This window comes from Streptococcus sp. NSSLK0004 (assembly GCF_059039125.1).
Window position 1 is genome coordinate 742,165 of record NZ_CM180142.1, and the last position, 13,818, is coordinate 755,982.

General features: G+C 40.8%; 14 protein-coding genes and 1 pseudogene. 10 read left to right on the top strand and 5 right to left on the bottom strand.

The annotated features are described in order from the left end of the window. Positions 1–26 precede the first annotated feature (26 nt). Both AC4CS8_RS03895 and AC4CS8_RS03900 read right to left on the bottom strand, forming a co-directional pair. Positions 27–1,052, bottom strand: a complete 1,026-nt coding sequence (locus AC4CS8_RS03895; RefSeq protein WP_493893635.1) for a 3-deoxy-7-phosphoheptulonate synthase — start codon at positions 1,050–1,052, stop codon at positions 27–29. 9 nt (positions 1,053–1,061) lie between these two features. Beyond that, positions 1,062–2,081: a 3-deoxy-7-phosphoheptulonate synthase gene (locus tag AC4CS8_RS03900; RefSeq protein ID WP_493893636.1), complete on the bottom strand. Its 1,020-nt coding sequence runs from the start codon at positions 2,079–2,081 to the stop codon at positions 1,062–1,064. 211 nt (positions 2,082–2,292) lie between these two features. Between AC4CS8_RS03900 and aroA the strand changes: the two genes are divergently transcribed. From aroA to msr(D), 8 genes are all read left to right on the top strand, one after another. Beyond that, positions 2,293–3,576: a 3-phosphoshikimate 1-carboxyvinyltransferase gene (aroA, locus tag AC4CS8_RS03905; protein ID WP_493893637.1), complete on the top strand. Its 1,284-nt coding sequence runs from the start codon at positions 2,293–2,295 to the stop codon at positions 3,574–3,576. 3 nt (positions 3,577–3,579) lie between these two features. Further along, complete coding sequence (locus AC4CS8_RS03910; RefSeq protein WP_493893638.1) at positions 3,580–4,071, top strand: shikimate kinase; 492 nt, start codon at positions 3,580–3,582, stop codon at positions 4,069–4,071. Next, positions 4,062–4,889, top strand: coding sequence for a prephenate dehydratase (pheA, locus tag AC4CS8_RS03915; protein ID WP_493893639.1), 828 nt, complete (start codon positions 4,062–4,064; stop codon positions 4,887–4,889). Before AC4CS8_RS03910 ends, pheA begins: the two co-directional genes overlap by 10 nt. Positions 4,890–4,904: 15 nt before the next feature. Continuing rightward, positions 4,905–6,212, top strand: a complete 1,308-nt coding sequence (locus tag AC4CS8_RS03920) for an LCP family protein (RefSeq protein WP_493893640.1) — start codon at positions 4,905–4,907, stop codon at positions 6,210–6,212. Between the two features lie 65 nt (positions 6,213–6,277). Beyond that, positions 6,278–7,633, top strand: coding sequence for a 23S rRNA (uracil(1939)-C(5))-methyltransferase RlmD (gene rlmD / locus AC4CS8_RS03925; protein WP_493893641.1), 1,356 nt, complete (start codon positions 6,278–6,280; stop codon positions 7,631–7,633). Positions 7,634–8,024: 391 nt separating this feature from the next. Next, on the top strand, positions 8,025–8,195 hold the full coding sequence (locus AC4CS8_RS03930; protein WP_002941306.1) for a hypothetical protein: 171 nt from the start codon (positions 8,025–8,027) through the stop codon (positions 8,193–8,195). 227 nt (positions 8,196–8,422) lie between these two features. Continuing rightward, a complete protein-coding gene (mef(A), locus tag AC4CS8_RS03935) occupies positions 8,423–9,640 on the top strand; it encodes a macrolide efflux MFS transporter Mef(A) (RefSeq protein ID WP_493893642.1) in 1,218 nt (405 codons plus the stop codon). A gap of 119 nt (positions 9,641–9,759) precedes the next feature. After that, positions 9,760–11,223, top strand: coding sequence for an ABC-F type ribosomal protection protein Msr(D) (msr(D), locus tag AC4CS8_RS03940; RefSeq protein WP_044679108.1), 1,464 nt, complete (start codon positions 9,760–9,762; stop codon positions 11,221–11,223). Positions 11,224–11,340: 117 nt separating this feature from the next. Here the strand turns inward: msr(D) and AC4CS8_RS03945 are convergent, their stop codons facing one another. Together AC4CS8_RS03945 and AC4CS8_RS03950 are read right to left on the bottom strand one after the other, a co-directional pair. Next, positions 11,341–11,640 carry a DUF5960 family protein gene (locus tag AC4CS8_RS03945; RefSeq protein WP_222309124.1) on the bottom strand — a complete coding sequence of 100 codons (300 nt, stop codon included), beginning with the start codon at positions 11,638–11,640 and terminating at the stop codon, positions 11,341–11,343. Then, positions 11,627–11,848 (bottom strand): annotated as a pseudogene (locus tag AC4CS8_RS03950) (hypothetical protein); the annotation flags it as partial. The pseudogene AC4CS8_RS03950 and the gene AC4CS8_RS03945, both read right to left, overlap by 14 nt. 56 nt (positions 11,849–11,904) lie before the next feature. Between AC4CS8_RS03950 and AC4CS8_RS03955 the strand changes: the two are divergent. Both AC4CS8_RS03955 and AC4CS8_RS03960 read left to right on the top strand, forming a co-directional pair. Next, positions 11,905–13,032, top strand: a complete 1,128-nt coding sequence (locus tag AC4CS8_RS03955) for a glycerate kinase family protein (protein ID WP_493893643.1) — start codon at positions 11,905–11,907, stop codon at positions 13,030–13,032. Beyond that, positions 13,023–13,250 (top strand): hypothetical protein, encoded by a 228-nt coding sequence (locus AC4CS8_RS03960; RefSeq protein ID WP_493893644.1) that lies wholly within the window; start codon positions 13,023–13,025, stop codon positions 13,248–13,250. The genes AC4CS8_RS03955 and AC4CS8_RS03960 overlap by 10 nt, the downstream gene beginning before the upstream one ends. A gap of 9 nt (positions 13,251–13,259) precedes the next feature. On the opposite strand, the gene AC4CS8_RS03965 is transcribed toward AC4CS8_RS03960, so the two are convergent. Continuing rightward, entirely contained in the window at positions 13,260–13,709 is a 450-nt protein-coding gene (locus AC4CS8_RS03965) for a DUF1694 domain-containing protein (RefSeq protein WP_493893645.1), read from the bottom strand. Between the last annotated feature and the right edge of the window lie 109 nt (positions 13,710–13,818).

The window sequence follows — 13,818 nt, forward strand, 5'->3', positions numbered from 1 at the left end:
TATCTTCTTTGATTTGCTGAGTAGCTTTATAGGGTCTGGTGGATTTCGCGGATAAGGGCTTCTGTTTTGTCCCAGCCCAAGCATGGATCGGTGATGGATTTCCCAAATACCTCAGGGCTATCTTGACGACCGTCTTCTAAGTAGGACTCAATCATAAATCCACGAACAGACTTGCGAATGGCTTCGTTCCAGTCTCGGTTAATTAAGGTTTGGCGGACGATGCGAATTTGTTCCAGATAGTTTTTTCCAGAATTGTCATGGTTGGTATCAATCACGATAAAGGGATGTTTCAGGCCAAATTGCTCGTATTGCTTGATAGTTTTCAAAAGAATATCATAGTAGTAGTTTGGCTCGTAGCTTCCTTGCTCTGTATTGGCACCACGTAAGATCGCATGGGCCAAAGGATTTCCGTCAGTATCGACTTCGGCGTCACGGTAGATAAAATTCTGCTTGTTTTGTGCGGCGTAAATGGCATTGAACATGACAGTTAGGTTGCCTGAAGTAGGGTTTTTCATCCCTGTCGGCATATCAATACCAGATGCAACGAAACGGTGTTCTTGGTCTTCAACAGAACGGGCTCCAATGGCATGATAAGATACCAAGTCTTCTACCAGAGGGTAGTTGGCAGAGTAGAGCATTTCATCTGCGGTGGTCAAGCCAGTTTCTGTAATGACACGGTAGTGCAGGTTCCGAACAGCAGCGATTCCGTTGATGAGGTCTGGTAGTTTAGAAGTATCTGGCTGATGAACCAGGCCCTTATAGCCTTCTCCGTTGGTGCGGGGTTTGGCTGTATAAACCCGCATGACCATGAAGATTTTGTCTTTGACTTCTTCTTGAAGCTTGGACAAACGGTTTGCGTATTCCAAAACAGCCTCTTCGTTATCAGAAGAGCAGGGGCCAATGACCAAGAGTAGTCGGTCATCTTCACCTCGAATAATGCCTTTCAATTCTTCATCACGCTGATTTTTTGCGGCTAGGAACTCCCCTTCTAACTTGGAGAGTTCTTTTACTTTCTCAATATCTAAACTGGTGCTTCGCTTGTGGATTCCCATAATCTTGTCCTATCTATTGTACATTTCTCGGATGAGTTCTTGCGTTTTTTCCCAACCCAAACATGGATCCGTAATGGATTTTCCATAAATATCTGGATTGTCTTGACGGCCGTCTTCGATGTAGGATTCAATCATAAATCCGCGAACATATTTGCGGATCGATTCATTCCAATCGCGGTTAATCAAGGTTTGGCGAACGATGCGGATTTGTTCTAGGTAGTTTTTCCCAGAGTTATCATGGTTGGTATCAATGATAATGAATGGATTTTTCAAGCCAAATTGATCGTAGAGGTCAATGGTTTCCAACAGATTATCATAGTAGTAGTTTGGTAGGTATTTTCCGTTTTCATTGACTGCACCACGCAGGATAACATGGGCCAGGGGGTTGCCAGATGTCTCAACCTCAGCATTATTGAAGAGAAAGGACTGTTTCTTCTGAGCAGCAAAAATTCCATTGAACATGACTTTTAGGTTGCCTGAAGTAGGGTTTTTCAAGCCTGTTGGGACATCGATACCAGAGGCTACAAAGCGGTGCTGCTGGTTTTCAACAGAGCGAGCTCCCACTGCGATGTAGGAAACCAAGTCATCAACAAGAGGCAGGTTTTCTGGATAGAGCATTTCGTCTGCAGTCGTCAAGCCAGTTTCCGTAATGACGCGGTAGTGCAAATTACGTACAGCCTTGATACCGTTAATCAAGCTTGGTGCGGCATCTGTATCTGGTTGGTGCATGAGGCCCTTGTAGCCGTCACCATTGGTGCGTGGTTTTGCAGTATAGACTCGCATAACCATAAAAATCTTATCCTTTACTTCCTCTTGGAGTTTAGCTAAGCGGTGGGCATAGTCCAAGACAGCCTCTTCATTATCAGAAGAGCAAGGCCCAATCACTAGAAGTAGCCGGTCATCTTCTCCTCTCAGAATTGCTTCAAGCTCACGGTCACGGGCTTCCTTTTTAGCAAGGGTTTCAGGGGACAGTTTTGAATGTTCTCTCACTTGATTGATGTCAATTTTTTCACTAATAGGTGTAAACACGGGAAAATCTCCTTATTTCTTCATAATTCCTTCAATTATATCATGATTCTAGCTAGATTGAAACTCTTAGTTGGGTATTTAGAGTAAATTTACAGTAAATTCTGACTATTTTGCGGAATACGTCTTGGTTTCTATCAGGAATTGTCATACAAATCTGAAAATTCCTTGAAAATATGGTAGAATAGAGACAAGACTGTTTTGAGGTAAGGCTATGCAATTAAGAACAAATGTAAATAAATTAAGCGGAATAATTCGCGTTCCAGGTGATAAGTCAATCAGTCACCGTTCCATTATCTTTGGCTCCTTGGCCAAGGGGGTGACCCGCGTCCATGATATCTTGCGTGGGGAGGATGTCTTGTCCACCATGCAGGTCTTTCGTGATCTGGGTGTCACTATCGAGGACAAGGGCGATGTGGTGGAGGTCCACGGTGTTGGTTTTGAGGGCTTACAGGCTCCCAAAAATCACTTGGACATGGGTAACTCAGGCACCTCTATTCGCTTGATTTCTGGCGTTTTGGCAGGTCAGGATTTTGAAGCGACCATGTTTGGTGATGATTCGCTTTCTAAGCGGCCTATGGACCGAGTGACCATTCCGCTACAAGAAATGGGTGTCGAAATCGCTGGACAGACCGAGCGTGATTTGCCACCTCTGGTCATCAAGGGCAGCAAGAAGTTACAAGCAATCCATTACCAACTGCCTGTCGCATCTGCCCAAGTCAAGTCTGCTCTGCTATTTGCAGCCTTACAGGCTGAAGGGGAAAGTGTCATCGTCGAGAAAGAGTTGACCCGCAACCACACGGAAGATATGATTGTCCAGTTTGGCGGGGAGTTGACGGTCAATGGCAAGGAAATCCGTATCCAAGGTGGCCAGGAATTTACAGCTCAGGAGATTACGGTGCCGGGCGATATTTCCAGTGCGGCCTTTTGGCTGGTCGCTGGTCTGGTGGTGCCGAATTCTACGATTGTTCTGGAGAATGTCGGCATCAATGAAACGCGGACTGGGATTTTGGATGTGATTAAAGCTATGGGAGGCAAGATTAGCCTGTCTCATGTGGATGAGCTGGCCAAATCTGCGACCATTACGGTGGAAACGTCAGACTTGCAAGGGACCGAGATTGCAGGTGATTTGATTCCACGCTTGATTGACGAATTGCCAATCATTGCCCTCCTAGCCACTCAGGCTAATGGTACAACGGTCATTCGGGATGCGGAGGAGCTGAAAGTCAAGGAAACCGATCGTATTCAAGTGGTGGCCGACGCCCTCAATAGCATGGGAGCAAACATTGAGCCGATCGCAGACGGTATGATTATCCATGGAAAAACTAACTTACACGGTGCGACTGTCAACACCTTTGGCGACCACCGGATTGGCATGATGACAGCTATTGCGGCCCTCTTGGCAGAGAGTGGCGAGGTTGTCTTGGAACGGGCTGAAGCGATCAATACTAGCTACCCAGCCTTCTTTGACCATTTGAACAGTTTGATAGAGGAGTAGCAAGTGGGAATCATCTTATTGGGATTTATGGGGGCTGGCAAGACAACGGTTGCCCGCTGTTTGAATAAGCCACTTTACGATATGGACACCATTATCGAGAAAAAAATCGGTGTGTCCATTTCAGACTTTTTTGCTCAAGAAGGAGAGCCAGCCTTTCGCAAGTTGGAATCGGAAACCTTGGAGGAACTCTTAGGTTTGGAAGGTGATATTGTCATCTCAACAGGTGGCGGTGTTGTGATTTCAGAGAAGAATAGAGAACTCCTGCGGGCCAATCGTAAGTACAATGTCCTTTTGGCAGCTTCTTTTGATGTGGTCTATGAGCGGATTCAGAAGGACAGCCAATCCCAACGTCCCCTCTTTCTTCGTACCTCCAGGGAAGAATTTCAAGCCATGTATAAAGAACGGATGAATCTTTACCAAGGGCTAGCGGATCTGGTGGTGAACACTGACAACCGAAGCCCAGAAGAAATAGCAAGGATTATCAAATGTATGTAGCTTATTTGGGGCCACGCGGGTCCTTTACGCATCAAGTAGCCCAGCAGGCTTTTCCGACCGAAGACTTGTTGGCTTTCACAACCATTACCGAGGTTATCAAGGCCTATGAGGCAGGACAAGTAGACTATGCTGTTATCCCTGTGGAAAATTCCATCGAAGGTAGTGTCCACGAGACTATTGATTACCTCTTTCATCAGGCGGAAATCCATGCGGTTGCGGAGGTTGTTCAACCCATTGCTCAACAACTTTTAGCAACGAGTGCAGACAAGTCAATCGAAGTTATCTATTCGCACCCGCAAGCCATTGCCCAAGGTAAGAAATACGTTCAGGAGCATTATCCGCAGGCAAGCTTAGAAATGACAGCCAGTACTGCCTACGCGGCACGTTTTGTAGCGGAACATCCAGAGAAACCATACGCAGCCATTGCTCCCCAAGCAGCAGCAGAGGAATATGGATTGGAAGTTATTGCCAAGGATATTCAGGAAATTAGCCAGAATTTTACTAGGTTTTGGCTCTTAGGTCACCAAGCTCCTACTCTTCAACTGATAGAAAAAGAGAGAAAGGTTTCCTTGGCCTTGACCTTGCCAGATAATCTCCCTGGTGCCTTGTACAAGGCAATGTCTGTCTTTGCTTGGCGCGGCATTGACTTAACCAAGATTGAAAGCCGTCCACTCAAAACAGCATTAGGAGAGTATTTCTTCATTATTGATGCAGAGAATCAACGAGCTGAACTGCTCAGCTTTGCCTTACAAGAATTGACAAGTCTCGGAATTTCTTATAAAATTTTAGGGGACTACTTGGTCTATCAAGCTGGGTAAAGTAAGGAAAGAATTATGACGAGAAATAGTGAAAACCTCAATCATCATGAGGAATTACGATTAGATTATCTCCGGAAGAACATTCACTATTTGAATGATAAGGAAAAAAGAGAATTAGAATATCTAGAATATAAGGCTAGTTATGCAGCAGATATGGAAGAAGTTTCTCAAAATCAGCCTAATATTCAAGAAGAACAAGAACATGTTTATTTTGAGGATGCGGCTGTCCCGGACTGGGAAGAAGAATTGCTTTTACCACCGTATCCGAAGGAAAGTCGAAGAAAGAAAAAGCAGAGACAGAAATCATTTGTGGCCCCTGCTTTACCGAAGACGAAACCAAAGCGGCCTAAAAAACGGTTTAGGTTTCTTAAGCGAATTTTCTGGATTTTACTCATTTCAATCATACTTTTTATTGGTTCACTTGGATTTATGTTCTATAAGGGATATTCCAGTGTTTCAGATCATCCTAAAGCTGAACTATTCAATGGAGAGGCGACTTCAGATGGTATCAATATCTTGATTTTGGGAACCGATGGCCGAGTTGGAGAAACTTCTGAAATGACTCGAACCGATTCTATTATGGTCTTAAATGTGAATAATAGTGACAATAAAGTCAAAATGGTCAGCTTTATGCGAGATACCTTGATTGATATAGGTGGCTATGATTACAAGCTCAATACAGCCTATACCTTTGGAGAGCAGAATAATGGTCAAGGTGCTGAAAATGTTCGTCAGGTTCTAAAGGAGAATTTCGATATAGATATTCAATATTATGCTATGATTGACTTTTCTACCTTTGCAACAGCGATTGATACTCTCTTTCCGAATGGCGTAACAATTGATGCTCAGTTTTCGACTATAGACGGAATGACCGTTAGCTCGGTTGAAGTTCCAGATGATTTAAATATGGAAAATGGGGTTGTACCGAATCAAACAATCTCCGTTGGTTTACAACAAATGGATGGTCGTACCTTGTTAAACTATGCTCGTTTTCGTAAGGATGATGAAGGTGATTATGGTCGTACGAAACGTCAACAGCAAGTTATGGCAGCGATTTTTACGCAGATTAAAGATCCGACTAAACTTTTTACAGGATCAGAAGCAGCAGGAAAAGTTTATGCTCTCACTTCTACGAATGTTCCGGGTAGCTTTTTGATGACTAATGGAATTTTTGTAGCAATGGATGGAGCAAATGGGGTTGAACGTGCCACCGTTCCAGAAAATGGAGACTGGGTTGATGAATACGATATTTATGGCGGTTCGGGTCTAAAGATTGATTTTGAGAAATACAAGCAACGCTTGGCTGAGCTAGGTTTCAGGTAGGAAATATGATATACTAGAAAGTGACTTCGGTCACTTTTTTAGTGGCCAAAATAGAAAGTAGAACTATGTTAAAGAAAAATGATATTGTTGAAGTAGAAATTGTAGACCTGACTCATGAAGGACAGGGAGTGGCAAAGTTAGACGGTTTTGTCTTTTTTGTAGATAATGCCCTTCCGGGTGAGAGGATTTCGATGCGTATTCTAAAGCTTAAGAAAAACATTGGGTTTGGTAAGGTGGAGGAATGGCAGCGCTTTTCACCAGACCGTAACCAAAATCTTGATTTGACTTACTTACGGACGGGTATTGCAGATTTGGGGCATTTAACCTATCCAGCTCAGTTGGAATTCAAGAAAAAGCAAGTCGAAACTTGTCTGCGAAAGATTGCTGGTTTGACAGATATAACAGTTGCAGATACGATTGGAATGGGCAATCCTCTTGCATATCGTAATAAGGCTGCTGTTCCAGTTCGTCGTGTCAATGGTCAGTTAGAAACAGGTTTTTTCCGTAAAAATTCACATGATTTAGTTCCGATTGAAGATTTTTATATCCAACACAAAGAAATTGATGCCTTGATCCTTGCAACTCGTGACCTGTTGAGAAAATTAGACTTGAAGCCTTACGATGAAAAAGAACAAACAGGGCTTATCAGAAATATTGTTGTCCGTCGTGGTCACTATTCAGGTCAATTGATGTTGATTCTCGTAACAACTAGACCTAAGATTTTCCGTGTTGAAACTCTGATTGAACGTTTGACAAATCAATTTCCAAATCTTGTTTCTATCATACAGAACATAAATGACCAGAATACCAATGCGATTTTTGGGCAAGAATTCCGTCTTTTGTATGGTAGTGAAACCATTGTGGATACCATGCTAGGTAACGAATTTGAGATTTCAGCTCCGTCGTTCTATCAAGTCAATACGGAAATGGCAGAAAAGCTTTACCAAACGGCTATTGATTTCGCGGCTTTATCATCAGAGGATGTTGTAATTGATGCCTATTCAGGTATCGGTACTATCGGTCTATCTTTTGCGAGACAGGTCAAGCATGTTTATGGTGTTGAAGTCGTTGAAAAGGCTATCCTTGATAGCCAGAAAAATGCTGCTAGAAATGGGATTGATAATGTTACCTATGTCTGCGATAGTGCAGAGTCAGCTATGCAAAAATGGGTGACAGATGGAGTCAAGCCAACTGTGATTTTTGTTGACCCACCACGAAAAGGTCTGACAGAAAGCTTTATCAAAGCAAGTGTATCTGTCAAACCAGATAAGATCGTCTATATTTCTTGTAACGTGGCAACGATGGCGCGTGATATTAAACTTTATGAAGAGTTGGGGTATAGATTGACCAAAGTCCAGCCGACTGATTTATTTCCGAGTACGCATCACGTCGAGTGTGTCGCACTGCTCGTAAAAGCCTAGAAACCTTGGAACGAAAGGGATAATGAAAAGCCTTTGTTGCAAGGCTTTTTGCTTTATGGTGGGTAAGTATCAGAGTGAGAAAATTTTTGGAATGAGTAGAAGTGATAGCTAGAAATTATCAGTTTCTATTTCCATTTACCCTGTGGGTACGTGTTTGTTTCCATTGACAAGGAGTTTGTGGGAATAGAAATGTACCCACCTTGTTTGAATCAAGTGAAGTGTAGTTGAAGGAAATCTGTTGAAAGCAATACTTCATTTTACCGAATAAGTAATAATTTAGGCAACTTCAAATCGATTAAAAAAAACTATTTTAAAGGTTAAGAGTAGACAAAAATTGTCCACTCTTTTTTGTAAACTCAATTTATCAATAAATGAAATGAGGGAATGTAAAATGAAATATTTTGAGGTTGAGTTAGAAAATCCTGATGAATTTTTAAAACTACAAACAGAAGATTTTGTGAAAGCTAATCGCTTGCTACTAAGGAAGATAATCCAGAGCGTTACAGTCTATGAAGAACACTTCGTCATATCCTTTAAATCTGGCATCGAATTGGAAGTATGAGACTCATTCCATAACTTTTATATTGAACATATCATCTTGTTGTGTTATACTATAAATTGATATAAACAAAGATGTAGGATGAACCGAAACTATGACAGCCTCAATGCGTTTAAGATAAGCTGGCAATAAGAAAAGCAGAATCTATACCCGATGATAGGCTTTTTTATTGCCTAGAATGCTATTCAAAATAGAAATTCAAGCAAAATAATATGCAGGAGATAATATAAATGGAAAAATACAACAATTGGAAACTTAAGTTTTATACAATATGGGCAGGGCAAGCACTATCATTAATCACTAGTGCCATCTTGCAAATGGCGATTATTTTTTACCTTACAGAAAAAACTGGATCCGCGATGGTCTTGTCTATGGCTTCACTATTAGGTTTTTTACCCTATGCGGTCTTTGGACCTGCAATTGGTGTGCTAGTGGATCGTCATGATAGGAAGAAGATAATGATTGGTGCTGATTTAATTATCGCAGCAGCTGGTTCGGTGCTTACTATTGTTGCATTCTATATGGAGCTACCTGTCTGGATGGTTATGATAGTATTGTTTATCCGTAGCATTGGAACAGCTTTTCACACCCCGGCTCTCAATGCGGTTACGCCACTTTTAGTACCAGAAGAACAGCTTACGAAATGTGCAGGCTATAGTCAGTCTTTGCAGTCTATAAGCTATATTGTTAGTCCGGCGGTTGCAGCACTCTTATACTCCGTTTGGGAACTAAATGCTATTATTGCCATCGATGTATTGGGTGCTGTGATTGCATCTATTACGGTAGCATTTGTACGTATTCCTAAGCTGGGTGATCGCGTGCAAAGTTTGGACCCAAATTTCATAAGAGAAATGAAAGAAGGAATGGCTGTACTACGGCAAAATAAAGGATTATTTGCTTTATTACTCGTTGGAACATTATATATGTTTGTTTATATGCCAATTAATGCACTATTCCCTTTAATTAGCATGGATTACTTTAATGGAACACCTGTGCATATTTCTATTACGGAAATTTCCTTTGCATCTGGAATGTTGATAGGGGGTCTATTATTAGGGTTATTTGGGAATTACCAAAAGCGAATCTTATTAATAACGGCATCCATTTTTATGATGGGGATAAGCTTAACCATTTCAGGATTACTTCCCCAAAGTGGATTTTTCATTTTTGTAGTTTGCTGTGCAATAATGGGGCTTTCGGTTCCGTTTTACAGCGGTGTACAAACAGCTCTTTTTCAGGAGAAAATAAAGCCTGAATATTTAGGACGTGTATTTTCTTTAACTGGAAGTATCATGTCTCTTGCTATGCCAATTGGGTTAATTCTTTCTGGATTCTTTGCTGATAGAATCGGTGTAAATCATTGGTTTTTACTATCAGGTATTTTAATTATTTGCATTGCAATAGTTTGCCCAATGATAAATGAGATTAGAAAATTAGATTTAAAATAAACAATATTGGAGGGATATTTATGTATCTTATTTTCATGTAATTCTTCCTGCTAAAATCGCAGGGTTTTTCCTGCGTACAAGCAAATGAAAGCATGCGATTATAGACAGGAGGAAATGTTATGGAATTAATATTAAAAGCAAAAGACATTCGTGTGGAATTCAAAGGACACGATGTTTTAGATATAAATGAATTAGAAGTATATGATTATGACCGTATTGGTTTAGTAGGAGCAAATGGTGCAGGAAAAAGCACTTTATTCAAGGTACTTTTAGGAGAATTAATTCCCCCAGGATGTAAAATGAATCATCTGGGTGAACTTGCCTATATTCCCCAGTTGGACGAAGTAACTCTGCAGGAGGAAAAAGATTTTGCGCTTGTAGGCAAGCTAGGTGTTGAGCAATTAAATATACAGACCATGAGCGGTGGTGAAGAAACAAGGCTTAAAATAGCACAGGCCTTATCGGCACAGGTTCATGGTATTTTAGCGGATGAACCTACGAGCCATTTAGACCGTGAAGGAATTGATTTTCTAATAGGACAGCTAAAATATTTTACAGGTGCACTGTTAGTTATTAGCCATGACCGCTATTTTCTTGATGAAATAGTAGATAAAATATGGGAACTGAAAGATGGCAAAATCACTGAGTATTGGGGAAACTATTCTGATTATCTTCGTCAGAAAGAGGAAGAACGTAAGAGACAAGCTGCAGAATACGAACAATTTATTGCGGAACGTGCTCGATTGGAAAGGGCTGCGGAGGAAAAGCGAAAACAGGCTCGTAAAATAGAACAGAAGGCAAAAGGTTCTTCAAAGAAAAAAAGTACTGAAGGCGGAGGGCGTTTAGCTCATCAAAAATCAATAGGAAGTAAGGAAAAAAAGATGCATAATGCCGCTAAATCCCTAGAGAACAGGATTGCGGCATTAGGAAAAGTAGAAGCTCCGGAAGGCATTCGCAGAATTCGTTTCAGGCAAAGTAAAGCATTGGAGCTCCATAATCCATACCCTATAGTCGGTGCGGAAATTAATAAAGTATTTGGGGATAAGGCACTGTTTGAAAATGCATCTTTTCAAATTCCGCTAGGAGCAAAAGTGGCATTAACGGGTGGTAATGGAACCGGAAAAACAACTTTAATCCAAATGATCTTAAACCATGAAGAAGGAATTTCTATTTCACCTAAGGCAAAAATAGGTTACTTTGCACAGAATGGTTACAAGTACAACAGTAATCAGAATGTTATGGAGTTTATGCAGAAGGATTGTGATTACAATATATCAGAAATTCGTTCTGTGCTAGCATCTATGGGGTTCAAACAGAACGATATTGGAAAAAGCTTATCTGTTTTAAGCGGTGGAGAAATTATAAAATTGTTGCTTGCTAAAATGCTCATGGGTAGATATAACATCCTAATAATGGATGAACCCAGTAACTTCCTTGACATACCAAGTTTAGAGGCTTTGGAAATACTAATGAAGGAGTACACCGGAACTATCGTGTTTATCACCCACGATAAACGATTACTCGAAAATGTAGCTGATGTAGTTTATGAAATTAGAGATAAGAAAATTAAGCTGAAACATTAAATTTTAGGTAGTCGCTGGTCAGTATAGTCTGTTCTGGCTGGCGACTCCATTGTTAAAGAGTATAAAGACTTGAGATTTTATGAAGATTAAAAATAGGAACAGTCAATTGAACTGCTCCTATTTTTCTGCTAAATATGTTGTAGTTTTCTTATATGTATAATGATAGATTAGCGGATTTTCATCTATGGTACTTACCTCAAAAATGAAGAAGTGATCACGATTATCTCTAGCTTTTTCCTTATTTAGGACAAAGTAATTCTTACGAGAAGTCGCCATTGTTTTGAGGATATCATCGGTCAAGAAGGTCAATGGAATATTCATATTGGAGTAGCGGTAGAAGTCACGTTCAAAATCTTGGTAGCTCTCACTGTAATAGTCCATTTGCAGGTGATTACGCTGAAACTCAAGCTGATTCATAGAGCACCTCCTCTACAAGTTCAATACTAATTATGTCTTTCAATTTCAAATTGATGTGACCTGTTGGAGTTTTTATCAAGATGAAATCTTTTGTCAGACTTGATATTGTGCTTATGTAGGCAACACACTCATTTTTCTCAACTACACTGATGCGCGTGGTGAGTGGACTAGTGCAAATATGGCTGAGTAGTGGTAATTTGCGGGAAATCTTCTTGAAAGGACAGAAATAGAATGCTATAATTTATGTATAAAGGAGGGATGGATATGCATATAGTGATTGCCCCAGATTCATTCAAGGAGTCTCTTTCAGCGATACAGGTTGCCGAAGCTATACAAAAGGGATTTTCCAAGATTTATCCAAAAGCTAGTTATGACTTACTTCCCTTAGGAGATGGTGGTGAGGGGACTGTGGATAGTCTCATTCAAGCCTTACAGCTCGAAAAAAGACAGACGAAGGTGACAGGTCCATTTGGAGACAAGATCAACATTCGCTATGCGATGAAGGATGATCTTGCAGTTTTTGAAATGGCTGAAATTGTTGGACTTGCAAGTATTCCAATTGGCAAAAGAAATCCACTTTTTATCAAAACACATGGGATTGGTGAGCTAATTGTACATCTTGTTCAGAATGGTGTACAACGCATCTTCATTGGAGTAGGTGGTTCTGCCAGTCATGATGGTGGCATTGGTATGGCATCAGCTCTTGGAGTGAAATTCTACGATTATGAAGGAATAGAGGTTGAGGCTATTGGTGCTAATTTAGGAAAGATTGTCAGTTTTTCCACAGAAGATTTACTTGTAGACTTATCGCAGGTTAAGATTGATTTGGTGACGGATGTGGATAATCCTCTTTGTGGTCCTCATGGTGCCACCAATGTTTTTGCAGGTCAGAAAGGTATGGTCTCTACTGAGTTTGAGCGTGTAGACGGAGAAATGGTATCCTTTTATAACCTTGTTAATCCTGTGATACTTGAGTTAGCAGGAGCAGGTGCTGGAGGAGGTATGGCGGCAGGGCTAGTGCAGTTCGCTGGTGCCCGCATTCAAAAAGGTATAGATTTTGTTTTGGACCAGCTTGACTTTGACGAACGTGTCCTTGAAGCTGATTTAGTCATTGTAGGCGAAGGGCGGATGGATGCACAAAGTTTGGCAGGTAAGACTCCAATCGGTGTCGCTCGCCGGACCCCAGATGATATTCCAATCATTGCGATTTGCGGTAGCCTAAAGGATGATCTTCCTGATTTTCCTTTTGAAAATATCTGCGCCGCCTTTCCGATTATCGCAAGTGTTGAGAGCTTGGAAAATACGCTCAAAAGTGCAGAAAAAAACCTGATCCGCACAGCAGAACAGGTAGCAAGAATTCTTCAGTTAGGGGGCCAACAAAGATGGAATTAGTGAAATATGTGGCCATCATTTTATTTATTTTTATTTGTATTGCAAAGCTAGTGTCCGTTATGAGACTTTCAGAGAACGAAAGAGGAACGGAAACGAATGTAATAAAGGCAAATGGAGCAATGTTCTTTTTCAATGAAAAAAATGAGTTGGGACGGTTTCTTGGGGTCCTGTTTCTAACCGGAGTTATTTTCATTCTTGTATTTATTGCAGCTAATTAACACATCAGTCTATCCAAATATTTTTTTCCAGAAGGAAGGCTTCGCATCTTCCTTTTTTTCTTCTTGAGAGATAAAATTTGGAAGTACTGCTTCTAAACTAACGTCTTCTTTATCTACGGCATGATCTGTATGAAAGACAAGCGCATAAGGACAATTAGCAGTCTTTTCATCGATGATAGAAGTCGTGATTCCCAAGTCTTGGGCCTCCTTCATTAAGCGAATCTGGATGCTATCTGGTAAGGTCGGAGCCAATTTGAGAAAGAGCGGGCTATAGTGAGAACTAAGTTGACTGGCTAAAACATGAAAATTAGTTTGAAGAAAGGGCTGCTGAATTTCTTCAAAGGTCACGATTAATAGAACACGTTCTCTGAACGTATTCATATAAAGACGTTGTTCATCAGGGTTGAGGCGGGTTTCGCCAGAGGCTTTTTGGAGTAGGTTAGTATTCAAATCTGTCATGAGAAAAGTATAGCATAAACTGTCTAGTTTGCAAAGGCAAGCGTTTACACATTTTCTTTCAGTAAAATATTTGTTTTTTCTTGAAAAATACCCTATTTTAAGGTATGAT

Bases quoted from the DNA above. Each gene is read 5' to 3' on its own strand.
- AC4CS8_RS03895 (WP_493893635.1), bottom strand. From the start codon at position 1,052: ATGGGAATCCACAAGCGAAGCACCAGTTTAGATATTGAGAAAGTAAAA.
- aroA (WP_493893637.1), top strand. From the start codon at position 2,293: ATGCAATTAAGAACAAATGTAAATAAATTAAGCGGAATAATTCGCGTT.
- pheA (WP_493893639.1), top strand. From the start codon at position 4,062: ATGTATGTAGCTTATTTGGGGCCACGCGGGTCCTTTACGCATCAAGTA.
- AC4CS8_RS03920 (WP_493893640.1), top strand. From the start codon at position 4,905: ATGACGAGAAATAGTGAAAACCTCAATCATCATGAGGAATTACGATTA.
- rlmD (WP_493893641.1), top strand. From the start codon at position 6,278: ATGTTAAAGAAAAATGATATTGTTGAAGTAGAAATTGTAGACCTGACT.
- AC4CS8_RS03930 (WP_002941306.1), top strand. From the start codon at position 8,025: ATGAAATATTTTGAGGTTGAGTTAGAAAATCCTGATGAATTTTTAAAA.
- AC4CS8_RS03945 (WP_222309124.1), bottom strand. From the start codon at position 11,640: ATGAATCAGCTTGAGTTTCAGCGTAATCACCTGCAAATGGACTATTAC.
- AC4CS8_RS03955 (WP_493893643.1), top strand. From the start codon at position 11,905: ATGCATATAGTGATTGCCCCAGATTCATTCAAGGAGTCTCTTTCAGCG.
- AC4CS8_RS03960 (WP_493893644.1), top strand. From the start codon at position 13,023: ATGGAATTAGTGAAATATGTGGCCATCATTTTATTTATTTTTATTTGT.
- AC4CS8_RS03965 (WP_493893645.1), bottom strand. From the start codon at position 13,709: ATGACAGATTTGAATACTAACCTACTCCAAAAAGCCTCTGGCGAAACC.